At 50.4% G+C, this 24044-nt stretch carries 22 protein-coding genes and 1 pseudogene; 8 read left to right on the forward strand and 15 right to left on the reverse strand.

Features of this window, described 5'->3' with window-relative positions:
- Positions 1–262: 262 nt before the first annotated feature.
- Entirely contained in the window at positions 263–643 is a 381-nt protein-coding gene (locus ACT3TC_RS08980; protein WP_226938656.1) for a hypothetical protein, read from the reverse strand.
- On the opposite strand from ACT3TC_RS08980, the gene ACT3TC_RS08985 reads away from it, so the two are divergent.
- Positions 637–2207 (forward strand): IS3 family transposase gene (locus ACT3TC_RS08985; RefSeq protein WP_233926273.1). Its coding sequence is split into 2 segments (ribosomal slippage): positions 637–1090 and positions 1090–2207, totalling 1572 coding nucleotides; the frame shifts between segments, so codons are not numbered across the junction. The two genes, ACT3TC_RS08980 and ACT3TC_RS08985, sit on opposite strands and share 7 nt — an antisense overlap.
- On the opposite strand, the gene ACT3TC_RS08990 is transcribed toward ACT3TC_RS08985, so the two are convergent.
- Together ACT3TC_RS08990 and ACT3TC_RS08995 are read right to left on the reverse strand one after the other, a co-directional pair.
- On the reverse strand, positions 2204–2374 hold the full coding sequence (locus tag ACT3TC_RS08990) for a hypothetical protein (protein ID WP_444639797.1): 171 nt from the start codon (positions 2372–2374) through the stop codon (positions 2204–2206). The two genes, ACT3TC_RS08985 and ACT3TC_RS08990, sit on opposite strands and share 4 nt — an antisense overlap.
- Before the next feature lie 277 nt (positions 2375–2651).
- Positions 2652–3308 (reverse strand): SOS response-associated peptidase, encoded by a 657-nt coding sequence (locus ACT3TC_RS08995; protein ID WP_096277108.1) that lies wholly within the window; start codon positions 3306–3308, stop codon positions 2652–2654.
- A 427-nt stretch (positions 3309–3735) separates the two neighbouring features.
- Between ACT3TC_RS08995 and ACT3TC_RS09000 the strand changes: the two genes are divergently transcribed.
- Together ACT3TC_RS09000 and ACT3TC_RS09005 are read left to right on the forward strand one after the other, a co-directional pair.
- A complete protein-coding gene (locus tag ACT3TC_RS09000; protein WP_225734540.1) occupies positions 3736–4185 on the forward strand; it encodes a LexA family protein in 450 nt (149 codons plus the stop codon).
- Positions 4182–5456: a Y-family DNA polymerase gene (locus ACT3TC_RS09005; protein ID WP_096277112.1), complete on the forward strand. Its 1275-nt coding sequence runs from the start codon at positions 4182–4184 to the stop codon at positions 5454–5456. The genes ACT3TC_RS09000 and ACT3TC_RS09005 overlap by 4 nt, the downstream gene beginning before the upstream one ends.
- A 467-nt stretch (positions 5457–5923) precedes the next feature.
- On the opposite strand, the gene ACT3TC_RS09010 is transcribed toward ACT3TC_RS09005, so the two are convergent.
- From ACT3TC_RS09010 to ACT3TC_RS09025, 4 genes are all read right to left on the reverse strand, one after another.
- The gene (locus ACT3TC_RS09010) at positions 5924–6367 is read right to left on the reverse strand and encodes a TIR domain-containing protein (protein WP_096277114.1); all 444 of its coding nucleotides are present in this window, start codon (positions 6365–6367) and stop codon (positions 5924–5926) included.
- Positions 6368–6478: 111 nt separating this feature from the next.
- Positions 6479–7632, reverse strand: a protein-coding gene (locus ACT3TC_RS09015; protein WP_096277116.1) for an IS3 family transposase whose coding sequence is annotated in 2 segments (ribosomal slippage) — positions 6479–7395 and positions 7395–7632 — 1155 coding nt in all. Because the reading frame shifts where the segments join, the coding sequence is not laid out codon by codon here.
- A gap of 59 nt (positions 7633–7691) precedes the next feature.
- Positions 7692–9044, reverse strand: coding sequence for an SIR2 family protein (locus tag ACT3TC_RS09020; protein ID WP_096277118.1), 1353 nt, complete (start codon positions 9042–9044; stop codon positions 7692–7694).
- Between the two features lie 34 nt (positions 9045–9078).
- Entirely contained in the window at positions 9079–9573 is a 495-nt protein-coding gene (locus ACT3TC_RS09025) for a toll/interleukin-1 receptor domain-containing protein (protein ID WP_096277120.1), read from the reverse strand.
- 295 nt (positions 9574–9868) lie between these two features.
- Between ACT3TC_RS09025 and ACT3TC_RS09030 the strand changes: the two genes are divergently transcribed.
- The gene (locus ACT3TC_RS09030) at positions 9869–10198 is read left to right on the forward strand and encodes a hypothetical protein (protein ID WP_086961195.1); all 330 of its coding nucleotides are present in this window, start codon (positions 9869–9871) and stop codon (positions 10196–10198) included.
- A gap of 313 nt (positions 10199–10511) precedes the next feature.
- Here ACT3TC_RS09030 and ACT3TC_RS09035 read toward each other — a convergent pair whose 3' ends face one another.
- A complete protein-coding gene (locus ACT3TC_RS09035) occupies positions 10512–11504 on the reverse strand; it encodes an IS30 family transposase (protein WP_096277122.1) in 993 nt (330 codons plus the stop codon).
- A 231-nt stretch (positions 11505–11735) separates the two neighbouring features.
- Here ACT3TC_RS09035 and ACT3TC_RS09040 point away from each other — a divergent pair, with 231 nt between their 5' ends.
- On the forward strand, positions 11736–12734 hold the full coding sequence (locus tag ACT3TC_RS09040; protein WP_086961193.1) for a DNA-processing protein DprA: 999 nt from the start codon (positions 11736–11738) through the stop codon (positions 12732–12734).
- 108 nt (positions 12735–12842) lie between these two features.
- Positions 12843–13910, forward strand: a complete 1068-nt coding sequence (locus tag ACT3TC_RS09045) for a hypothetical protein (RefSeq protein ID WP_217990264.1) — start codon at positions 12843–12845, stop codon at positions 13908–13910.
- Between the two features lie 103 nt (positions 13911–14013).
- Here ACT3TC_RS09045 and ACT3TC_RS09050 read toward each other — a convergent pair whose 3' ends face one another.
- From ACT3TC_RS09050 to ACT3TC_RS09080, 7 genes and pseudogenes are all read right to left on the reverse strand, one after another.
- Entirely contained in the window at positions 14014–14301 is a 288-nt protein-coding gene (locus tag ACT3TC_RS09050; protein ID WP_096277124.1) for a hypothetical protein, read from the reverse strand.
- Positions 14302–14413: 112 nt separating this feature from the next.
- Positions 14414–16198 carry a hypothetical protein gene (locus ACT3TC_RS09055; RefSeq protein ID WP_096277126.1) on the reverse strand — a complete coding sequence of 595 codons (1785 nt, stop codon included), beginning with the start codon at positions 16196–16198 and terminating at the stop codon, positions 14414–14416.
- 87 nt (positions 16199–16285) lie between these two features.
- Positions 16286–17134 (reverse strand): annotated as a pseudogene (locus ACT3TC_RS09060) (YifB family Mg chelatase-like AAA ATPase); the annotation flags it as partial.
- Between the two features lie 137 nt (positions 17135–17271).
- Positions 17272–18153, reverse strand: coding sequence for an ABC transporter substrate-binding protein (locus tag ACT3TC_RS09065; RefSeq protein ID WP_444639798.1), 882 nt, complete (start codon positions 18151–18153; stop codon positions 17272–17274).
- 141 nt (positions 18154–18294) lie between these two features.
- On the reverse strand, positions 18295–20412 hold the full coding sequence (locus ACT3TC_RS09070) for a TonB-dependent siderophore receptor (RefSeq protein WP_444639799.1): 2118 nt from the start codon (positions 20410–20412) through the stop codon (positions 18295–18297).
- 111 nt (positions 20413–20523) lie between these two features.
- On the reverse strand, positions 20524–21447 hold the full coding sequence (locus ACT3TC_RS09075) for a helix-turn-helix transcriptional regulator (RefSeq protein ID WP_444639800.1): 924 nt from the start codon (positions 21445–21447) through the stop codon (positions 20524–20526).
- Positions 21448–21646: 199 nt separating this feature from the next.
- A complete protein-coding gene (locus ACT3TC_RS09080; protein ID WP_444639801.1) occupies positions 21647–21988 on the reverse strand; it encodes an accessory factor UbiK family protein in 342 nt (113 codons plus the stop codon).
- A 351-nt stretch (positions 21989–22339) separates the two neighbouring features.
- Here ACT3TC_RS09080 and ACT3TC_RS09085 point away from each other — a divergent pair, with 351 nt between their 5' ends.
- Together ACT3TC_RS09085 and ACT3TC_RS09090 are read left to right on the forward strand one after the other, a co-directional pair.
- Entirely contained in the window at positions 22340–22678 is a 339-nt protein-coding gene (locus ACT3TC_RS09085) for a P-II family nitrogen regulator (protein WP_172116897.1), read from the forward strand.
- 46 nt (positions 22679–22724) lie between these two features.
- Positions 22725–23972 carry an ammonium transporter gene (locus ACT3TC_RS09090; protein ID WP_193057139.1) on the forward strand — a complete coding sequence of 416 codons (1248 nt, stop codon included), beginning with the start codon at positions 22725–22727 and terminating at the stop codon, positions 23970–23972.
- Positions 23973–24044: the final 72 nt, after the last annotated feature.

Genomic DNA, 24044 nt, shown 5'->3' on the forward strand with positions numbered 1-24044 from the left:
CGAAATGGCTGATGCTGACATGAGTAGCCTCGCAAATAATGGTTATTAAACCCACGTGAGCATATTCAGACTAACATCAACGCCGGTAAAGGCATGGCCCTATGGGGGTATAGCGGGCGACCCATTGCACATGACATAGCCCCTTTCCACGGATAGCTCTTCATAATAACTTAAGTCACCTTTAGGGGGAGCTCTGATTATCTTTTTTGCTCGTTTGAAGCGTGTCGATTGTTATTGCCACTACCCCATATTGGTCTACTCACTATCCATGTGTGACTCCTCGCACCTCATCTAGAGCGGCATCAATAACGAGATCAGGGTCTGTAGCTATCAGATCCTGGGGCCTTAGCCCGCCAAGATAGCTGTTTATCGACTGAAACCAAAAGGCCATTCCCCATCCGTCTTTATCCTCTTTGAAGATGTCGATGATTTTCGACATGACGCGATACGGTCGGTAGCCAGCATCCTTCTCAAGCCCAAACGCTGGGTAGTAATCGGTGCCGTGGTCATTGATAGTAAAAATATCACCTTGTTGTTTCCACTGAGCAGGATGAACACTATCCCCCTTTGTCAGCCTTGTTGTCCGGTTGGTGATATCGCCTAAATCTAATCCAGAGGGAGCGGCATGGAGTCCTTGTGCCACGTTATTCTGCAGAGCGTAAAGCAGCCGTCCTGAAGAAGTTGTTACCACCCCATAATCACAGTGTGGCATCGGTAGCAACAGAGGAAGGCATCTCTGACGCGACGCTGTATAGTTGGCTAAAACAGTGTCGAGTAAAAGGAGTGCCTGTGCCGGGTTACACCCAAGGCGACAGCGAATGGTCGCCCGACGCCAAGCTCGCCGTGGTCATCGAAACCGCCACCCTGTCAGAGGCGGAGCTTGGCGCTTACTGCCGCGAAAAAGGCCTTTATCCCGAGCAAATTCAACAGTGGAAAGCGGCTTGCCTCGAAGGCGCTGGTCGGCAAGAAGATCAGGAAAAAGCGGCGCAAAAGCAACGTAAAGAAGACCGTAAGACCATCAAGCAACTCAAAGCGGAAGTGCGACGCAAAGACAAGGTAGTGGCAGAGACGACGTCGTTACTGGTGCTCTCAAAAAAGCTCGACGCCTTGTACAGCGAAGATCCCGACAGCGGCGAGGACGACTAACGCCGCTCGACGAACGTGCAAGGCTTATCGCGCTATTTGACGAAGCGGTTATGGGGGGCGCTTCCCGCTATCAAGCAGCCGATATTATCGATGTAAGCGAGCGCACACTAAAGCGTTGGCGATCTGAGTGTGGCACTGTTGTTGAGGATCAGCGTCCACAGGCGGCACAAGGGAGGCAGCCGCATCAGCTGACGCATGAGGAAAAGCAGACCATTTTGAACACGTGTCATCGTCCCGAGTATCAGAGCTTGCCGCCGTCTCAAATCGTGCCCTTACTGGCAGACAACGGCGTCTATCTGGCCTCCGAATCGTCGTTTTATCGGGTCTTGAAAAAGCATCACCAGCAGCATCATCGTGGCCGTACGAAAGCACGCCGCACAGTACCCGCGCCGACCAGTTTTACGGCGACAGGGCCGAACCAGGTTTGGAGCTGGGATATTAGCTATTGCGCCTCCGTTGTACGAGGCCAGCACTGGTATCTCTACCTGATCATGGATATCTACAGCCGCAAAATCATTGCCTGGGAAGTTCATGAGACGGAATCGGGCGACTTGGCTAAACAGCTGATGGAGCGTGCATTATTGCGTGAGAAATGCTGGCATCAGCCGCCGGTGTTGCACTCGGATAATGGCGCGCCGATGACGTCCTATACGCTCAAAGCGAGGTTAACCGAACTAGGGATGTTGATGTCTTACAGTCGACCGAGAGTAAGCAACGACAACCCTTACTCGGAAGCGCTGTTCCGTACCGTCAAATACTGCCCAGCATGGCCCACCAAGGGCTTTACATCGCTGAGCGCGGTACGAGAATGGATGTTGGTGTTCGAGCGGGCTTACAACGAACAGCACCTTCACAGTGGCATCCAATATGTCACGCCAGCTGACCGGCATCGTGGCGTTGATCGAAAACGCCTTGAACGTCGTAAAGCGGTTTATGAAAGCGCTAAGCGTCGCTATCCGAAACGCTGGTCGGGCAGCACCCGAAACTGGGAGGTCACTGGTTCAGTGTCGCTTAACCCAGGGAAAGTGCAGGAAATCGAGCGTAATAAAAAGGCTGCTTAAGTGCAGCCATTTGGACAACTGGGTTGAAAATCACCGCTATCACCACGTGAGCGGACGCCTGGCAACTGCAATATCTCATCGACAGTTAACCAATCGCCGCTTTCCATCACGGCTCGACGCGCTCTTGCTTCCATCTCAGCTTCGCGCAAACTAGTTGGCGTGGTCATAATCTTAGGCACCCTTATTTTGGGTATGTACTCTGGTCCATTATCCTGGGGGCTATACTAATAAGTTAGCCGTCGCGGAAGTGATCGTCGTGGTACTTGAGGCTAGCCATGCATAAGCGGCCGATGATGGATAACGTCTAACCACCTTACGGTGTTCAACCTACCAGTGAGATAGCTTTGTTGGCTCCTCACTTTGAATTTGTTCTTCCTTCCTATGGCTACAACCTAGCGGATAGATAAAAGCGCTGGAAAACTATCAATCTCAAGATCAGAAACGCTAGAGAGGATTGATCAGCTCATCACCTTGTCCCTCGGAAGGTTTGTTAACAGCCGTGCTAACCGGCCAATGTTCAACTAGTCCCGCATCGATATGCCGCACCATGCTGCGGATTGTCTCTTTATCCGTCAGGTCAGTAGCAAGCCAGTGTTCAAGACTGTCGTCGTCCAAAATTAACGGCATCCTGTCATGCACATCGGCAGCACTGCCTCGAGCTGGCTCGGTGAGAATGGCACATCCTAGACCTCCATCATCCCGTTCTGCGTAGATAGCGGCGAAGTATAGGGGCTCTCGATCCCTTCGGCACAGATAATGAGGCTGCTTAGGGGGCGTGTTCTTGATCCATTCGTACCATCCGTCAGCGAGTACGAGGCACCGGTGTTTAGCAAATGCCGATTTGAAAAAGTTATTAGTCGCAACGGTTTCAACTCGCGCATTTATGGGTTGCGTGCCTTTCCCTTTGGCCCACGATGGGCGAAATCCCCACCACACCTCTTCAAGCGTGGGAGCAGAGTCCTCAGACGCCTGCCGTATGCTCGCGATCCAGGTACCCGGCGCCACATTGTAGCGCGGTCGAATGTCGCGCTCAGACATAACCGCACCGACCTTTTTGGTCAGCTCAGGTATCGGGGTGAATAAAGCAAATCGTCCGCACATAGCTGCAGGATAGACGAGAATTGGCCATCCAAGTCAGCCTACGCACCAAAATCGCGGTGCCCTCATCTAACCACCGTCAAAATAAGGTGGGCTTGCCAACACGATAAGACCAACGAATGAAGAAGAGTGCTTGCGATTCACTAGGCTGATCGCTTATTGTCAGCCCTTAATACTGTATATATTAACAGCTATATAGGGAGGCGCTTATGAGCAAGAAAACTTACCCACGGTCTATGCAACGGCCATTCAGTAGTCCCCGTACTCTTCCAGTTATCGTTGGAGGATTTCCTCTTCAACGGGATGATTTGAGAGAGGAAGGTACGCAGTTGTTGGCGGTTTGGGGGACTGAACAAGACGCGCTACTCGCACCGCTTGAAAACATTGAGGTGCATCTACCAGGCACATGGCGAGCGATGGGGAGCATGGCATGAGTATGCATTTCACCATTCTTGGACGCGTCGACACCATGGCTCGACCGCTAAGGCTGCCTTTAGCGGGTGGCGAAGTCCGCGCTGGTTTCCCGAGTCCCGCAGACGATTATGTCGAGGTCGAATTAGATCTTATTGCCCATTTGATTAAGCACCCTAGTGCAACGTTCTTTCTGCGAGCCAAAGGCACCTCCATGGAAGGCGATGGCATTAAAGATAATGCGTTGTTAATTGTCGACCGGTCTATCAATCCTCAGCCAGGCCATATCGTGATCATGAGCGTGGACGGCGAGCTGACGTGTAAAAAGCTAAGCATCATGGGCAGTCGGCCGTATTTGGTGGCCTCTAACCCAGAGTTTAAGCCCATCCCTCTCACTGGGCATGATTGTCACAATTGGGGTGTGGCCACCCATAGCATCCAACCGCTAGCACCCGGTTTCACCGTATGATTGCCTTGGTCGACTGCAATAATTTCTATGTCTCCTGCGAACGAGTCTTTGCTCCCAGGTTGGAAGGCCAAGCTGTCGGCGTTTTGTCGAATAACGACGGCTGCGTGGTCGCGCGTTCGCAAGAAATCAAAAACTTAGGTGTGGCAATGGGAATGCCTGCCCATCAGATTGATCCGCATATTCGTCGACAATGCACATTGCTCAGCTCAAATTATGCGCTTTACGGTGATATGAGCAGCCGCGTTACTGATGTTCTCTCACAGCATACGCCTCACGTGGATGTATATAGCATTGATGAGTCATTTCTATCGTTTGAGGGCTTTGAACCAGACACATTAGAAGAACGATGCCAATTAATGCGACAGCAAGTTAAGCGAGATACAGGTATTCCGGTTAGCGTTGGCTTAAGCACTAGCAAAACGCTTGCAAAAATTGCCAATCACCGCGCTAAAAAAGAAAGTGTTTTCAATGGCGTGGCCATGATGGACCCTAACAGCAGCGACACCCGGGAATTCCTGGAGCAGCTACCCGTTAATGAGATATGGGGGGTAGCAGGTCGCAGTGCAGCGCGGCTTCATACTCTAGGCATAGAGAATGCTTGGCAGCTGCGCACCGCCAGCTCTAAGCATTTGCGGCGCCATTTCAGTGTGGTCATGGAACGTCTGGTTTATGAGTTGAGGGGCGAAAACTGCATATCACTCGACGACATGAGCCAACCAAAAAAACAGATCATGGTGTCCCGCTCCTTCGGCCGGCTCACGACGAACAAAACCGATCTGCACGAAGCCCTACGCGTGCACGCATCACGTGCTGGTGAAAAGCTACGACGACAAAACGGCTTGGCGCAGGCATTGATGGTGTTTGTTCACACCAATCGCTTTCGGCAAGATCTGCCGAGCTACAGTAAACGGTTAGTAATACCGCTACCTCACCCCACCGATGATAGCCGCGAGCTCATCAAAGCTGCCATGGCAGGGCTAGAAAGAATTTTTAAAAAAGACATCTGGTACCAAAAATGCGGGATTATGCTCATTGATTTGTGCGATCACGACAATGAACAACTAGGGCTGCTCGCCGAACCGATCAGTGACGAGAAACGTGCTCGTAATGAAAAATTGATGGCCACGCTCGATAAGCTCAATCGCGAACACGGAAAAAATACCGTCCGGATTGGCATGCCTCGCAAACAGAATGCTTGGGAATTGCGTTGCGAGCACCGTACACCACGCTACACCACACGCTGGGAAGAGCTAGCAGTGGCCAAAACCTAGAAAAGAGCTGCCATCCCTGGCACTCCTACCTCTTTTCACTACCAATAATCACATCCCTGTTGTGACGCATTCGACGTGCTAAAGCGGCGATCCTGGGCGTCACACTTTCACCCTAGCCTTTATCAAGCCATTTTTATGTAAGCGATTGACCACAGCGTTTGTAAGCAATGGCTTACAACAATCCGTTATGCAATGAAACTAAAAACGATTGGCGATATGTGTGCCACTAACCCAATTGGCAGCAACTAAGCCAGTGGTACTTCAGCTTATTCTGATGGATGGCAAAGACACCTGATCCGATTCAGGATAATTCGAGCAGTTAGCACGTGACATTTTTCCGCTAAAACAAGGGTTCAAACGCAGGATCGCTTGGTGAATAGGTCCCCTGGTAGCCTGTATGATTTCAGGCGGGGCATCAGAATTCATCTTCGTTAATTAGCTCAAAGGTGTGGTCGCTTAAATATCGCTCAAGGTTTTCCAGCAGCCTTGGCGGCTTCTTCAACCCATACTCCAAGGTTTTCACGACCATTATCTGTATTCCAGCGGTAGTGCTTGTATCCTTGGATCTTCATGCCGCAGAAGTCACTTGTTTGTTTATTGAAATCTGGGATTTTACTAATATCTATAGTCAACAATCCGTTGCCCCGTTTGATACTTTTCTCTATTTCGTATTTTACCCATTTACTTTTATCAGTATTGGCACCTATAAGTACGACTGTCACAGTCGTACCGATAAGCTGGGCATCTATCCATGCTTTTACCGTGCTATCACCTGTGCGCTCTAACTTCTCGAACTCTGCTTTGTCGATGAATCCAACTTTAGGGTTGGCATTGATCACGTTACTGTTACGGACATTCATCGCTCTCAGAACGTCGTCGTACTGGAAACTAAAGAAAACCTTTCTAGCCATGGGGACACCTTAGATGAGCCGTAAGAGGAGGAGGATGACTTCTTGAGCGCGTTCAAGTGATGTAGATTTATCGCCTAGTTCACCCAACAAGGGTGAATCGCCCCGGATATTCTAGACACCCGTTAGGCTCTTGAAGTAACGCCTTTCATACTCAACCGGTGACAAGTTATCACTTGTGCCGTGTCGGCGCTTTGGGTTGTAAAACATTTCAATGTAATTGAACACGTCACATCTAGCCGCTTCGCGTGTTGAATAAATCTGTCGCTTGATTCGCTCTCGCTTGAGAAGTTGAAAGAAGCTTTCAGCAACGGCGTTGTCATGACAGTTACCACGTCGGCTCATGCTGCCTACCAAGTGATTCGCTTTCAGAAAGCTTTGCCAGTCTCCACTGCTAAACTGGCTTCCTTGATCCGAATGCACCATCACCGTTCCTTGTGGCTTGCGTCGCCAGACTGCTGATAACAAAGCATCCAGTACCAACTCCGTGGTCATGCGAGACTTCATCGACCAGCCAACCACTTGACGAGAAAACAGGTCGATAACTACCGCTAAGTAAAGCCAGCCTTCGTAAGTGCGGATGTACGTGATGTCCGTCACCCAAGCAATATTTGGCGCTGTTACTTCAAACTGACGGGCTAAATGGTTAGGGGATACAACAGCCGCTTTTCCACCGCCATAGCCGCCAGGGCGTCGTCGATAGCCCGTCTGAGAGCGTAAACCTTCCCTACTCATAAGACGCGCCACACGGTGCTTCCCGCAAGTTTCGCCAGCTTCACGCAAGTCCTGGTAGACCTTGCGATAGCCATATACACCGCCACTTTCAAGCCAGGAGTGCTTGATCAATCCCAGTAGGCGCTCATCTTCCCGAGCTCGATTAGAGAGCGCTTTTTTACACCATGCGTAGTAACCGCTGGGATGCACGGCCATCATCTGACACAAGCGACGTACCGCGTATTGGCTCGCATAATTTTGAATAAACGCGTACCTCAGTCGGACTCCCTGGCGAAGTACGCGGTGGCCTTTTTTAATATGTCTCGCTCTTCTGATACGCGTTTGAGTTCGGCCTTCAAACGACGGTTTTCAGCTTGGAGATCATCATCTTCTTGCCGTTGTTCTACCGGCTTATCGTAGCGCTTGATCCAGTTGTACAAGCTGTGCCCTGACACGCCTAGCCGCTCAGCGACCTCGGCCACGCGATGGCCGCGCTCTACCACCTGTTTGACGGCTTCGATTTTGAATTCTTCAGTGTAGCGGGGATGGCTCATGGTTCCTCCTAGATACCTTTAGTATAAGGCCTGGAGGTGTCTACGAAACCTGGGGCGATTCAGGGTGTAATCTTTTTACCATTCTCGTGCTGAGATTCTTGATAAGACTTCATAACCTCATTCCACAGTAATTTCGACATCGAGCCTGTAATACCTACAGGAATTACAAAAACGCCTTTCGCTACAGCGATATCGAATTCTTCACGCATTCCGTCAGAAAGGATTAACTCGCCATTTTCCAGCTTATTGCCAAACATAAAAATAGCAACGCCTGCATGAGCGAGCATATTGCGTCGATATTCTGTCCACAGTTCCTTCAGAGGCCTTTCCCCAGTCTTGCTTTGTGGAAAGGGCCTAAGAATTAACTGGTCGTTGTCGAGACGGCCACCATTCATAACAGTTTGTTCAAGCACGCCAGTGATGATTGCGCTACCTATACCGAGGCCAAACCCTGAGATCACTCGGTACTGTTCTTTGCAAATGGCCCTGCTCAGATGATAAACGAATTGCTCTGATTCAGCCTTGCACCACGGGTTATAGTCATGAGCAGCACCAGAGATAAAGATTGTATTTCTTTTGTGGCGATGCTCGATGGCACGCAGAATGTCAGTAATTTCAGAAAACTCATCAACATAAACGGCTTTGATCCCTACACGGAGCAGCTCTCCTGTGAAAAGCTCTTCCTTACGTTGGCGATACTCGAAGTCAGCAAGGTCTTCATTCTCTCCCTTGCTAGCTCTTCTCAGGATGCAGTAGTGCTGTCGTTGATCTCGAGTAAACTGAATCCTGACGCGGCTAAGAATATATTCTAGATTAGGGTCGGTGAAGCTGAAGCCGAGAAAGAGGAAGGTTTTAGAAACCAAGTCACCGCTTAAAGCTGTAATGAACGGCTGCATATTGACGTGGTAACGCTCATAGTCATCGCGAGTCAACACCGCGTCAGCGGCATGCTCGATGTCACCATGCATCTTATAAACAATTGCATCACGTTTCGGCCGTGTCGTTGCCAATTGCTTATTGGTATGTTTGATGTCAGCTATCTTTTCGTTTTTTTCAAGCGCCGTTTCGATCAAACGATCATAATTGGTTGTCCAGTAGGTCGGAATAGGCAGCCTTGCCAGAATCGCGTGGTTTTCAGTGGGCTCCGCCGTCATTGAGAACTCAGTCACCAGTAGCTGATTGAGTTTTGCTCGGTTGGTCGCATTGACGTTTGTGTGGTATTGCGCCAACGTAACTAGATCCCATTCTTTATCGACGTCTAAATCAAGCTCATCAGCTATTGGCTTGAGCAATGACTTCCAGTCGACATAACCTGCTGCTCTTGAAAAGCCTGCACCCGCAAAAATAGCCAGATTTCCTTCTTCTAGCTCTTTTGAAAGGGTGTCAACGAGCCGTAACTGATCACGTTTCATTCTGAGCTTCCCGTCAGGTTTTTGTAAGGCATAATCAGATATTTCTCAGCCAACGACTGTGCCCTTGAAGGTCGTATAGGGCTAATGCTCCGTTTGGTGTGGTGTCGATACGGGAATAAAGCTGTAAATATTCATTGCCATGATGACGACCTGATGAGTCGACGGTAGGAACGATGACGATGTTATTGAGATTCTTCTTTCCATCAGCGTAACCAATCTCCCAAGGGCACCATCGTGATGACATGGAGTTCTCAGTAGCCAGGAAAAGGAACCAATTGGCATGCACAATGGCATTCTTGATTCGCCTTGCGGTTTCTGCATCAGGGCGTTCCGGCATCTTTTGGTCTTGCCAATCGATGTAGATATCCCACCCTTGTTCAATGAGCATTTGCTGAAGGCCTAATGCTTGCTGGTTATCTTTGTGACTATGGCTCAAGAAAGCAGTCGGTCGACCGATGCTTGGTGATGAAAAAACCCGTTGTTGCTTACGAAATGAAGCATTGCTGAGCTCATATTGGTAAATTGCCATACGTTACCATTCCCTACTATTTCTTAGTGTTTCAAGGGAAAGTGTCATTATTTTCATTCATTCGCAAGCCGTTTCTGAGCGTATTCTGATAGCGGAAGCGTTCAGCGTAATAGGCGGCGATGAAAGGCTTAGTGAATCCTGTTAGGCCTAACCGGGTGCTGTACGAAATAGCGACTACCACCCTCATTGGGGTTCCATCATGATCTAGTGGCAGCCAATGGTGTAACCGGATCATTCAATTCTTCAGATTATTGGGCCTGGGAGATAGATGATTGAATAATGTAGGAGAATCAAAATGAAAATTATTGAAAAGGTGGAAATCGATTCCGTCACCGATGTGATGTGCGATGTATGCCTATGCTCCACTCGGGTAGCGAATGTTGGGCTTGAATTTGCGACGCTCCAAGCTCATTGGGGATACGGGGCTAAGCACGATGGCGAGCGCTACGAACTACATCTCTGTGAGAGTTGCTTTTTTGGCACAGTTGCGTACCTAAAACAGGAGCGACGTATACAAAATTTATTCAGTGAGGAGGTTGGGATAGAGGCTAACGAGCCGAACAGCACATTTGGCCTAGTTGCATCAGAGGATTATTTTCGTGACGACGTCGGAAGCAAACTCTAATCATGATCTGCTCTGAAGTGGCCAATAAAGCGCTTTTAGCGCGAGGCTGTTGGACATTTTTGAGCAAGATGTGTCGTAAAAAAGAGTCAGGGCGGGCCTTGATCAAAGGCCATTGTCACTACCGGATGCGCCTTCTTGGCCTGGGTAACATGAACTAACTAGGCCGTATTGTTGTAGGCATGAAGCTGCCTTCGTCATTTAACAATATTGCTAATATCTGTCACCCATGGGGGCTTATGGGCTAGGGTCATTACTGGCATTGCCAAGAATACAAAAGTTCTAAATTGCAGTGGAATGACCTTCAGTCCTGGATTCAACTAATAAGTGCAGCACCTGCGGTTTCTAGTGCTCCTGAGTATTCACCTAAGAACACCTGGGCTGGGGTTCGGTATCCCAGCCGCTTTCTTGGTCTATCGTTTAGCTTATTGACGACACTTCGTAGCTCGGCATTGGTCACTTTGCGGAAGTCAGTACCTTTAGGAAAATACTGCCTAATCAGACCATTGGTGTTTTCATTAGTACCACGCTGGCATGAGCGGTACGGGTCGCAAAAATAGGTCTTAGCCGAGACGGCCTTGGCAACTTTCCGGTGCTCAGCGAATTCCGACCCATTATCCAAAGTGATGGTGTGCACTGCCCCTCGGCGTGGTGCCAATAACCGCGTCATTGCCTGAGCCGTTCTAGTGGCGGTGATTGTTGGCAGCCGCGCTGCCAAGAGGTAGCCACTGCGTCTTTCGACCAGGGTCACCAGTCCAGATTCTTTGTGGCCCTTAAGCACCGTGTCGCCTTCCCAATGTCCGATATGGCGCCGTTCTTCCACCTTGGCAGGGCGCTGCTCAATGCCTACTCGGTGCGGGATTTTGCCTAACCCCGCCCGCTTAGCCAATTGGCGCTGGTAGCGCCGCTGGCGTGGCAGTCGGAGCCGTTTCCATAATGTTCCACCGTGCTTCTTGTCGTCCCAGATTAACGCATAGATCCATTGATGGCTTACGCAGGCCCCGTTGGCATTGGCCATGAAGCCACTGATTTGCTGAGGGCTCCATTCGTCCATCAATTGGTCAGTGACCCAGCGAATCAGGCTGGGCAGCCGCTTCGTCACTTTCCAGGCAGTGCGTCGGCGCTGATCACTTGCCGATTGAGCCTGTTCAGGCGCATAACCACTGGTCAGACCGTTGCGCTTTATCTCGCGACTAATGGTGCTGCTATGGACACCAATGGCCTTAGCTATCTTTCGCTGGCTAATGCCGGTCTCAAGATAGGCAAAAATTTGGTATCGTTGGATCTGGGTCAGTTGTCGGTATCCCATGCTCTGCTTCACTTTGGTAGGTAAGGCAGAGAGGGTACCGGCGCTGGCCCTCCTGCCTCTACCTTGTGGTCCAAAGTGCTGCGCTTATTCTATGAATCCAGGGTACGTGCTTAATAAGAAAAAGTGACGTGAAAGGTACGACTGGCGTAGGCAGGTTCTTCTGCGCGAACCCGAATTCAAGTAGTCTCTACTATGGATAACGAAAAAAGCGGCTAACTGGGAATGTAAGGCATGGATCGTGGTGCCAATTTTTGGCGTAATGAAGTCGTAGCTTTTCTTGCGCTATCGACTATCAAAGGTGTTGGGTACTGGACGCTATTTCGTCTGATGTTGCCCGGGAAAGGGTTCAAAGACTTTCTCAAAAATTCACCGATTTCTGTTCTTGAAAAAGAGCTGAAGGTATCACTTTTGCTGGACGGTGAAAGTCCTGAAGAGTGGCAGCATAGAGTCTGGGAGGCTGGCCTTCAGCTAGCCAGGGAACTGGCCAAATATAGAGCACGGCTAGTCTTTCGGGATCAGGAGGAGTTCCCAGGCAGGCTTAAAGAAATTGAAGATGGGCCGCGCTGGCTATTTATCCAAGGGGATATTCGAACCCTTTATAATCGTCCAATTGCTGTTGTGGGCACTCGTAAGCCTTCAAAGGATGGTGAGTTCTTGGCTCGCTACGTTGTCGCAACACTTGCACATTCAGAGAGAACGGTAGTATCTGGCCTCGCTTTTGGCATCGACCAAGTTGCTCATCAGGAGTCTCTCAGGTATGGCTTGCCCACAGTGGCGGTTTTAGGAAATGGAATATTCCTTGATTACCCCAAAGGCTCTCAAGAGATCCGTGAGAAAATTTTGATGAATGGCGGGGCAGTCATAACAGAATACCTGCCACATCAATCTTATTCTGGTGAGAACTTTGTGAGGCGAAATCGAATCCAGGCAGGCCTTTCTGAGTTTGTTATTCCAGTTGAATGGAAAATAAAGAGCGGCACAGCTCACACTGTTGAATATGCTTCAAAATACCAAAGAAAAGTGGTCAATATATTCCTGCCAGGAACAGCAAAAGCCCGACCAGAAATGGTTTTTTCGGAGCGTGCACGTGGCGCAACATCGTTTGAGATACCTAGAGAAACCGAGCAGCTTATAGCGCTACTGGATTTGGATACCTCCTCATTGCAAGTGGATTCCGAGCAATCAGAAGATATCGCGACCGAACCAGTGCAACAGAATTTAGAAATTTAGGTAGTTCCTAGTCACTTTAACAATATGAAAAGAAGCCTATGTTGATAGTAACACTCTCCCAGTGCGCTGCTAATTAATGGTGACCCCGATCCCTCTATTGCACAGGTTTTGATAGAAGCAGCTCAAAATAATCATAAGGTTGGGATTGTCTCAAATAACGCCAAACCGGGTTGGTTTGATGAGTTATTTGCCGAAACCGGTGTAATATTTAAGCAAGAGCTAGGACGGCAAAATGGAGGGATTATTAAAAGAACTGCCGAAAAGCTAAAAATCGCGCCGCAAGATGTCTTAGTGCTAGTTGGATCGCAAGCTGACATTGCCATGGGTAAGAATGGTAAAGCGGTTATGGTTGCAGCCGGTTGGTCAAATGACCCAAGAGTGTCTGAGCTCGGTATTCAAGTGGATTGTGCACGTTCTCTTAAGGAAACCCTTCGATTAACTTCGGAGTGGGATGGCAAGTGGTGGTTCAATGGCCAAGGCGCTTCGTATTCTGTACATGCTCTTTCAGATCTATCTACTTTCGGAAAAGACTTTGATCAAAAACAATTTCGCGCGCATCTAACTAGTACTATAAAACAAGGGGGGCCTCGATTGAATGCCTTACTTGCAATGGTTGCGAGATCTCTGCTAACTCAGGGTGTTGACTCGTTTCCAAAGCTTTTTTGGGGAGTGTTTCCTTCGTCAGCTAGCGATAACAGTGATAGCGAGGTACTCAGCGATTTTACGCATCGCTTAAGGACAACTGTATCAAAAGTTCGTATGGCGAGAAAGGGAGAGCCCTTGTTTGTGCGTCATAAACCATCAACTAAGCGGTCGTCAGCTGGTTCAAGAACAGATCGACTTGATCCCACCGAACAGATAGAAACTATTCATTTAAACCCTAAATATCGCGGTAACCTCACCGGGCGTAATGTCATAGTGGTAGATGACTGTACTACTCATGGGGTGTCTTTCGGTGTAGCCGCCGCACTTTTGCGTAAAGCAGGCGCTAATTCTGTCACATGCATTGCACTGGGTAAGTTTGGTAGATCTCTGAGGGACTATCAGATTGATATTACCTCAGATCCATTCCAACCACTCAATCTAGCGAAAAACGCTGTTATAAAAGATAATCCTTTTTTTGTGGGGCACGAAAATAATGCTGCACAAGAAGCGCTTAAGGGCTTGTTGGGCTAGATAGGTCATTAACTTTTTTGTAAAGTAATTATAACCTTACTGTGACCTGCCACTTGAAGGTTTAAATCTAGGCAGGTCACTTACTCTTATCGAAACAAGGAAGTTACCCGCTGACCGGCGTAACTCGTGTTGCTTGTCTCGAAGCAATCATGTTCGCGGGACGCTGAATTTCACTCAGCGTAGCGTCGTCTAAAAGCCCTTCTTCGCGTACAAGATCTAGTACTCCTCGCCCGCTCTGTAGTGCCTGTTTGGCGATTCGTGTTGAGTCGATGCATCCCACATAGCTTCGCTGGATATCTGTCTCTTCTGGCACGCAGAGGCTGACCAAATCGTCGCATAGTGAATCTGGCAGGATTGTTTGAAGGTGCAAGAGGGCAATGCTGTTTAGCATGAATTGCGGCTTTCGGAAGGGCTGCTAAAGTAGCCTCTTACAAAAACCGCCCTCTGGATGACGTCTTTCGGTACGTTTCACCTAGCTTATATATTTTAAATTACTTTAGTCTTTATTCGCCTGTGAGCGTTCTTAAAGCTTTGGTGAAGCTTACATGGTTAAGTGGCTTTATAGATGAACTGCTATCTTGCTTTTTATTATATGCGTGTACCCATGTTTTCATATCTAAAACACCCGAAGAAGCTCGAATTTTACTTTCAGCTCCTTTTAAATTTCCACGGAAAAATGCTATGTGGTTTATAACTTTTTTGATAGTCGCTTGATGGTTTTCTTCTGTTATCTCAAGCAGTAACGCACAGTACCCACCCTCATTTTCTCTACATTCAATTTCAAGAAGAAATACTCTACTTCCGCTGTAGTCAAAATGATAAACTAAAACGCTTCTATGTTTTGAAAGTGTTAACGTGGTCCATTTGTCCCTTCTGTGTTTTTTTTGATACTCGTCTATAACTCTTTTGGGTAATGGCCAAGTCAGAATGTTATCTCTAAACAGACCGCCTTCTTGTGGCTGATAGCAGAAAAGATTACTTATTATTTTTTTATTGCGAAGCAGATTCAACATTTTCTTTAACTGCAAAAACCTATAAGGCATGTTTGTTTGGCCGACCTGTTCCGCAGAAACCTCCTTTGTTTCTGTATTTCCATGCGTCGGTAATCCAGAAGTGCCATACTTGAAAAATTGATTTTCAATAGGCGTTACTTTTCCTGTAAGGTATTTATAACTAACCTCTTTTTCAATTTTTTTTAATTCTGGTTTGTTTTTCCAAGCAACCCCTAAAGAGCTGATTTCATCAAGCCCAGAATTCGCTGCAGGATCTTCTTTAGAAGAAATCGCTAAATCATCATTTGGGCTGCTGTTGTTCTGACTGCCATTTGGCCAAGGCTTATCTTTATCTGAATCTATAGTGTCTTTGCCTGTCTCGCCACTATTGTCGCGACCATGGTGGATTGTCAAGTTACTAAAAGGCCACGTTGCTGAGATTATCTCCAAGCAAAGATATTTGTTAGGTTCTGATTGTATTTGAACTGCACGTACAGAAAATTTAAAATTGTTAACTAGAAAAGGAATGCCTGCATATATATAAGACTCACCAGTAGCCCTTAAGGCATTAGCATAAATAGCATTAGCTGCTTGAATGCCATGTTCAGAAATAGTGAGATTCGCTGCATTATCAGCAAACTTATCCTTAATTCTCTTTCTTAAAATTACCAACCATTCGTCATCGGAAATTGTTCCAGTTTTTTGTATATTAACAATTCTTTCCCTAGTTGTTGCCCATGGCCCCGTTGTTAATGCTAGTGCGAACTCAGAAGAGGGTGCCATGAGGGCCCTAAAAACTTCGTGGCAAGGGATTATATAGGTACTTTGTGCTTGCTGAATTACAACGCAGTAGCTGTTAGAAAAGTCTTTTCCAAGATTGTATTCTGACTGCCCTATCCAACGGTATGGGAATTCATCTTTCCACCAACTTGGCCTTTCAGGCATGATATCGTTTGCTTTAACAATTCTAGAACTGTTATCTGTTAAATCTGCATTAATATTAATAGTTTGAGCATTAGCGCGACCAATTAGGCGCCCATTTTTGTATATGGTACCTAAAACAAGCTCTGGAACTATTCCCGTATGTGCGCGTACCAGGATCTCTTCACTCAGGCTGGCAGGCTTGCAGATTTCTTGTTTGTTTGGGTTCGAGCTTACTGGACAAAGCTTGACGCCAACAGAGGGGGTTGATGTTCGTCCCTCATGCGATTGGTACCCATCTACCCACCGTATCATCCAGTGGCGACCATCGTGAGGAAATTCTTCAAAATTAGTGATTAGATTTCGACTAGCCATGCAAATATTAGCACCTATTTTTTTCTTAAGTGCAGTATGCCAGTCGTGCAGTTTTTTGTTTAGTCGTTTTTATTAATGTAATTCACAGCCGCCGCCCACCAGCGCTGCGGCGCTGGCGCTATGATGCGGTTGGCGAAATGGGCGCTTGCCCCAGTCGGCATCCAGCGACAGCCCACATACCGAGCGCACGGCGGCGACCGCCAAGGCGTCTTCTTCTGAAAGCGGCGGTAGAATGCCCGGCAGGCGGCTGGCCAGCATGGTTTTACCCGTGCCAGGCGGGCCTGCGAACAGTAAATTGTGGCCTCCCGCAGCGGCAACTTCCAGCGCGCGACGCGCCTGTTGCTGGCCGCGTACATCGGCTAAATCGGCCATTGGCGTGGTGGTTTTTACTGAGGCGGGTAGGCGGTGGGGCAGGATTTTCTCCTGCCCAAGTAGGTGAGCAACGACCTGCCAAAGCGTATCCGCTGGTAGTACCGGTAAGTCACCGGCTAGTGCGGCTTCGTCGGCGCAGGCGCGAGGAATGATCAGAGCGTTTCCGGCCCGGCGCGTTGCCAGCGCGAAAGGAAGCATACCGGGTACGGCGCGCAGCTTGCCGTCCAGCGCCAATTCGCCCGCGCACTCCATGCCTTCTAGCGCGTCTACTGGAATCTGGCCTGAGGCCGCAAGAATGCCGAGTGCGATGGGCAAATCGAACCGGCCTCCCTCCTTGGGAAGGTCCGCAGGCGCCAGGTTGAGCGTAATGCGCCGGGTGTTGGGAAAATCAAACCCGGCATTAATCAATGCGCTACGCACGCGTTCACGACTTTCCTTGACTGCTGTTTCGGGTAACCCAACCAGCGTAAGCCCCGGTAAGCCGTTGGCAAGATGTACTTCTACATGGACGGCTGGTGCATCCAGGCCCACGCCCGCACGCGTGGCCACAATGGCTAAGGTCATTCCGCTTCCTCGCTTATTTCCTAATTCTACTTGATCAAAATAGTTAACTTACCGTAACTAAGAAAACTTTGATAGCAGGCAGGGCTTTAGGCGTGATGAGCATAGCGGGGAGATGGTGCGATGTGCGGACGCCACTTCTAACGGGAGGGCTGGTTGTGGCGGGAAAAGTCGTCCAAAGCGGTAGACAACACACGGGCAAAGCGTTGGGCGGAAGGTAGCGCTCCAAAGCTCCATACGGGTGGCAGGCGCAAAAAGTTGCCGCTTTGCACAACGGGCAGCTGTTGCCACAGGCCACTTTCTGCCAGCTCTTCTTCTACGCCCATGGGCACCGGGTCAACAATTACCAGCGTCGCTTCTGAATAGCGGGCAAGCACTTCGATACCTGCTAAGGCGAACCCCCAGGCGTTGGTGGGTTGGTCCCAGGCATTGTCCAGGCCAAGCTGCTCAAGCACCGCATTGTAAAGGCTGTTATCCCCGAAGATCCGCACATGGCGTGCATCCATAAACTGCACCATCAATAGCGGTGCGGTGTCAGGTTGCGCTTCACGTAGTGATGCCATTAGCGCTTGCGTATCGGCAATTAATTGCTCTGCCTGGGGCTGTCGCTCGGTGAGCTCACCCAACTGGCGCGTTAATGCCTGGATTTCCTGCCAGGTATCGGCGCCGGGAGAGTAAAGCGGAATGGAAGTTACCGGTGCGATGCGCTCCAAACGAGGCGTGAGTGCAGCAAACATCGGCGAGATCAATATCTGCTCGGGAGCCAGCTGGGCCAACAATTCAAAATTGGGCTGGGTGCGCAGCCCAAGGTCGGTCACACCTTCTGGAAGTCGCGGCTCGCCGACCCAGTCGTAGTAGTCCTTCTGTTGAGCCACGCCGCTGATCGGCGCGTCGATAGCCACCAACGTCTCGGCAATGGTCCAGTCCACCGTGGCAAACTGAGCATGGGCGCTGGTAAATGCTAGCAGGCTGGTGAGCAGAAGCGCGGCTCGGGCGAAAAAAAGCGTCACGGTACGGCGCATGAGGAAGAGCCATTTTGAAAGAAGAGCTGTATTTAAACGATAATCTTTCTTGCTTGCAACGCCGTGCAGGCTTGTCGTTGGCTAAACCCCGACGACGTGTGGTTAAACAGGGCGACGGGGCTCAGCGGCTCTCTTAAGTGTTTAGAAACGGTAGTGAACGCTTGCTGTAATCCCGCGCTCAGCGCCAAAGTAGCAGTAATCCAGCGAGTTGCATGACGCTACGTAGGATTTATCCAGTACGTTGTTGACGTTAAGGCGGGTTTCGACGCCGTTAACGCCCACATGGCTGAGGTCGTAGCCGATGGTGGCATCGACCAGCGTGTAGTCGGGTACGCTTTCGGTATTTGCGCGGTCTGCGGCGATATCCGCGTAATGCCTCACACCAACGCCTACATCCACGCCGTTTAGCCAGCCGCTGTTCGCTTCATAATGTCCCCATGCCTGTAGCTGGTGCCGGGGCGAGTAAATCGCATTGTTGCCCTGGTTGCCGTCGTCACTTTTAGCGTAGGTAATATCGGTAAAGCTATAGCCTGCCTGAAGCGAGAGCGTTTCGGTCAGTTGGGTCTGGGCTTCCAGCTCAAGTCCTTGGGACTCAATTTCACCCACGGCGCGGTAAGGGTCAGAGGGCTGCTCTTTGGTGGCTACGTTTTCCTGGCTGATATGGAAAATGGCCGCGCTGTACTGGTTGGCGCTACCGCTGGGTTGGTACTTCACCCCGGTTTCCCACTGCTCGCCTTCCATGGGCGAGAGCAAATCGCCGCTTTCATCCACAAAGCTTGTGGGCGTAAACGCGGTGGAGTAACTCAAGTAAGGCGCTACGCCGTTATCGAATAGATACACCACGCCCGCACGGCCGCTAAGTTGAGTATCGTTTAGCGAGCTTGAAGCGTCGGTATCCTTGTTCGTGTTATCAATGCTTACCCAGTCATAGCGTCCGCCCAGCGTGAAGCGCCAGTTATTAAGCGCAATTTGGTCCTGTAGATAAACACCGGTCTGTTCAATGTTATGTTGTTCCCGAGTAGGGGCATAAAATGCGACGGGATCACCGCCATAAACGGGCTCAAAGGCGTTAATGGGCTGGAAGGCACCGGAAGGCCATGACACGTTGTTTTCGCGCTGCTGGTAGTCCACGCCAAAGAGCAGTGTATGCGCCATAGCAGCGCTATCAAATCGAGCTTCAAGCTGATTGTCGATGGTCCATGCTTCAAGGGACTCGTCGCTGCCGGAGTAATAGCGGGTTAACTCATTGGAAGTGGGCGATGTCCAGCCAAAGCCATATACCTGATTGAGTACTACGTCTGAATTCAGGTAACGCAGCATTTGACGGCCAGTGAACTGGTCATTAAAGCGGTGTTCAAGCGAGTAGCCGAACATACGCTGGGTGCGCTCGTAGGCGTCGTAATCTTCTTCTCCGTCAAAGAAATTATTGCTGATTTTACGCCCGTTGCGGGGTGTTACGGCACCTTCATAAGGCACGCCGGAGTGATAGCCGCCTTCAGGTTCATCCTGCAGGTAGGCTTCAACCGTCAGGCTGGTGTCGTCGGTCATGTCCCATGTCAGGCGTGGCGCGATGGCGTAGCGCTGCTCTTCGGCGGACCCGAACTGGGTGTCCGCACCGCTGGCAATACCCGTTAAGCGAAATGCTATGCGCTGCTGCTCGTCAATCGGCCCGGTGAGATCGAACGCAGCGCTACGCTGGTTATTGTTGCCCACTCGCAAGCGCAGCTCGCCGCCTTGCTCAAACTCAGGACGCTTGCTGTTCAGCGCTACCATGCCGCCCGGAGAGGCGCGGCCATAGAGCACGGAGGCAGGTCCGCGAACGACTTCGATGCTTTCCAAAAACCAGGGGTCGATACGCATCGAACTGTGGGAGTTGGCATCGCCCATCACTTTCAGGCCATCCAGAAACGTATTGCTTAAGCTGCCATCGGAAAAGCCGCGCAACACTAAATAGTCGAAGCGGTTTGAAGCGCCCACCTGATTGGAGTAAACGCCTGGCGTGTAGTCGGTTGCGCGCTGGACGGTCGTTACACCACGCTCTTCCATCTGCTTCTGGGTAATGGTTGACACACTTTGCGGCGTCTCGATAAAGGGGGTTTCTACCTTGGTGGCAGCTTGCTGAGCAGTGACCGTGACCGTCGTTAACTGATGGGCAGCATCCGGTGATGTTTGGGCGTAGGCGGCAGATACCGAGCCGCCTGCCAAGGCAATGGACAGCGCAAGGTGGCGATAGGAAAAGCGGTGCGGGAGCATAAGCATGACAATAATTCTCTACCGTTTGTAATAATGAGAATTATTGCTTTTTAAGGGTCTGTTGAGCTATGCAATATGCCAAATCAGCTATGCGTAATGCCAGTGTTGATGATGCGCTTAATGTGTTCTGGCCCTGCTGCTCACTTCTGTTGGCGCAACACCGAAGTGGCGTTTGAAAGCCGTCGTAAAATTGGTGGCATGGCGATAGCCACAGGCATGGGCTGTCTGTTGAACACTATAGCCTTTTTCCAAGTGGCTATAGGCTTGTTGAAGCCGACAGTGGCGTAAGTGATCAAAAATTGAGCAGCCGTAAAGTGCACTAAATTTCTGGCGCAAGCTACTGGAGCTCATCGCCGCACGACGAGCCAGGCCGCTCAGGCAGTAATCGGTCATTGGGTTATTGCGCAGCTCGGCATGCAATTGAGCAAGCTGTTCGCGTTCGCGGGCTTTGATGCCTCGTGCAGGTTTACCCTCTCTGGCAGGCGGCGCGGGTAAGCCGTGCCCAAGAAGCTGTAGGGCAAGCCCCTGCCAGACTAGTGAATGCCGCCAGTCGTCCAGTGGCGCTTCGCAACTCGCGCGTAGCTGAGCAAAGAGTGTGGAAGGTGGCGCCCAGGCATGCAGCTGAGGCGCTTGAGCGCTAGGCAACGCATTAGGAATTGTGGCCAGTACCGCAATATTGAGGGTACGCAGCCGTGGCTGTGCCGGTTGTTCAACGATCAACGGCGCCTGCGGGGTAAAGTGTGCGCAAAGCCCCTGCCCCGCGCCTATAGTCAGCCGCTTCTGGCCTTGGGCGATGTCAATCCAGCCTTCCAAAACAACACTTAGAAACCAGGGCACTGTCTGCGTAGAGCGGGAGACATAGCGTTGACGAACAGCAAGGTCGGACAGGGTGAGATGCAGCGCAGAAGAGAGCGGCAAATCACTGACGTTGCCTTGGGCAATGGGGTCGTCAATTCCCTCCCCGGCATACAGATAGTCAATGCCGAACGTTTGGCCCAGTTGGCTAAGTGTCGATGGTGTTAACGACGTAAAGGTTGGCATCAATAAGGACCCTGCGGCTTGGTAATCCAGTGATCAACCCAGCGAGAAAACGCCGCCCAAAAGAGCGACGCTTGAAAAGAGGAGCGGTTCGTGGGTTATCCAGAGAACGCGTAAATCATCGTGATCCTATCATCGGTAGATTAAAACGCAATGATAGATGTTCTCATTTTGGTGGCGGCAGGCGTTACCAGTGCTGTGCTTATGTATCGCTTTTCTTATCGTCGTTCAGTGTGCTGCTGGCAGCCGGTTTTGGGGCAGCGGCCTTAGTGGCGACTGGCAGGTGCTTCTCAGGCTGACTCGCTTCCAGCGTAGCTTCCAACTGCGCTACTTGCCTCTCCAGGGCTTCTACCCGCGAGCGCGTGCGCTGTAGAACGTCCATCAGGATATCGAAGTCTTCCCGCGATACGAGCTCCAGCCGATCAAAGGCACCACGAACCACCTGTTGAACGCCTTTCTGAATATCTTCGGGCGCTTGTGACGCATTTTGTAAGCGGTCGCCAATCTGTTGTGCCAAACGGCTAATACGGTCCTGGGGCGTCATGGTTCTCTCCTTAAATAATGATGCTTTAAAAGTGGGCACTATTTTAAGGATACGCAACCCGCCGCCAGTACGCATGTATTGCGTATGGCATTGGCGCATTTATTCGTTTATCTCGTCGCCCAATCATGGTGCGCCAACCGTTCGTGCCGGTTCTTTTTTGGTGCAATCGGTTGCGTCCTACGCCTTTCGCGATCTTGGGGTGTGCGTAAAAGCGCCTTATTTTTTGTTAAGCCACTAAAAATTAATAAGAAATTAGCTAATGGCACGGTATGCGCATTAGTAGAGCATCGCCATTTTCAGCGGCAATGCCGCTAGCTATCTAGCAGGACTTATCAGCAGGAGAGATATGGGATGAAACTCATCACCGCCATCATTAAGCCATTCAAACTTGACGATGTCCGCGAAGCACTGGCCGACAACGGCGTGCAGGGCATTACCGTGACAGAGGTAAAAGGTTTTGGGCGTCAGAAAGGGCATACCGAGCTCTACCGGGGTGCTGAGTACGTGGTCGATTTTCTGCCCAAGGTAAAAGTAGAAGTGGCGGTTGACGATGCGCGCCTGGAAAGCGTGATGGATGCCATTTGCAATGCCGCCAACAGTGGAAAAATCGGCGATGGCAAAGTATTCGTCACACCGCTCGACGATGTTATCCGAATTCGTACCGGTGAACGCGGCGTTGATGCCGTTTAAACAGGGGCTTACCGGGCTACTTCGTAGTTCAACGGGGAACTAACAAATGAACGAACTGGCTGATCTGAGCTACGCGCTCGACACGTTTTACTTCTTGATGTGCGGTGTATTGGTCATGTGGATGGCCGCGGGCTTCTCCATGCTTGAAGCGGGTATGGTGCGCGCTAAAAACACCGCCGAGATTCTGACGAAAAACATCGCGCTGTTTGCGATTGCCTGCACCATGTATCTGCTGGTGGGGTATCACCTCATGTACTCCAGCGGCGAAGGCGGCTTCTTGCCCAGCCTGGGCTTTCTGCTGGGTACTGAGAACAGCGTCGATTCAGTGCTGGCGGGTGGCGAAGATGCGCCGTACTACTCCATGCGCGCTGATTACTTCTTTCAGGTTGTCTTTGTGGCTACTGCCATGTCGATTGTTTCCGGTGCGGTCGCTGAGCGCATGAAGCTATGGGCCTTTTTGGCCTTCGCTGTGGTCATGACCGCCTTTATCTATCCGGTTTCTGGCTACTGGACGTGGGGTGGCGGATGGCTGAGCAGCGTGGGTTACTCGGATTATGCTGGCTCGGGTATTGTTCACATGGCAGGCGCTGCCGCTGCTCTGGCAGGCGTGCTGATTCTGGGGCCGCGTAAAGGTAAGTACGGTAAAGATGGCGCTATCCATGCCATTCCCGGTGCCAACATGCCGTTGGCAACGCTGGGTACGTTCATTTTGTGGATGGGTTGGTTCGGTTTCAACGGTGGCTCTGAGCTAAAAGTCTCGGATATCGAGTCGGCCAACAACGTCGCCCAGGTGTTTGCCAATACCAATGCGGCCGCTGCTGGCGGTGTGATTGCCGCGCTGGTCCTGGCCAAACTGTGGTTCCGTAAAGCGGACCTGACCATGGCGCTTAACGGTGCGCTGGCTGGCCTGGTGGCGATTACCGCTGACCCGCTCTCGCCAACGGCATTAGGTGCCACCATTATCGGTGCGGTGGGCGGTGCTATTGTGGTCGTAGCGATTGTATCGCTTGATAAGCTCAAGCTGGATGATCCGGTCGGTGCTATTTCCGTTCACGGCGTGGCGGGTATCTGGGGCGTGCTGGCGGTGCCTATCACCAATGATGGCGCGTCCTTCAGTGCTCAAATGATGGGTATTGCGGGTATCTTCGGTTGGGTGTTTCTGACAAGCCTGGTGGTCTGGCTGGTGCTGAAAGCCATCATGGGCATCCGGGTGAGCGAAGAAGAAGAGTATGAAGGCGTGGATATCGCGGAATGTGGTCTTGAAGCCTACCCTGAGTTTAGCGTTAAGAAATAAGCATAATACTAAGCAAGTGAGCTGGCGTGCTCCTTATGGCCTTCCTTTCGAGGAAGGCCTTTTTATTCTCCG

The organism is Halomonas sp. AOP27-A1-41 (genome assembly GCF_052378605.1).
Classification (GTDB): Bacteria; Pseudomonadota; Gammaproteobacteria; order Pseudomonadales; family Halomonadaceae; genus Vreelandella; species Vreelandella citrativorans.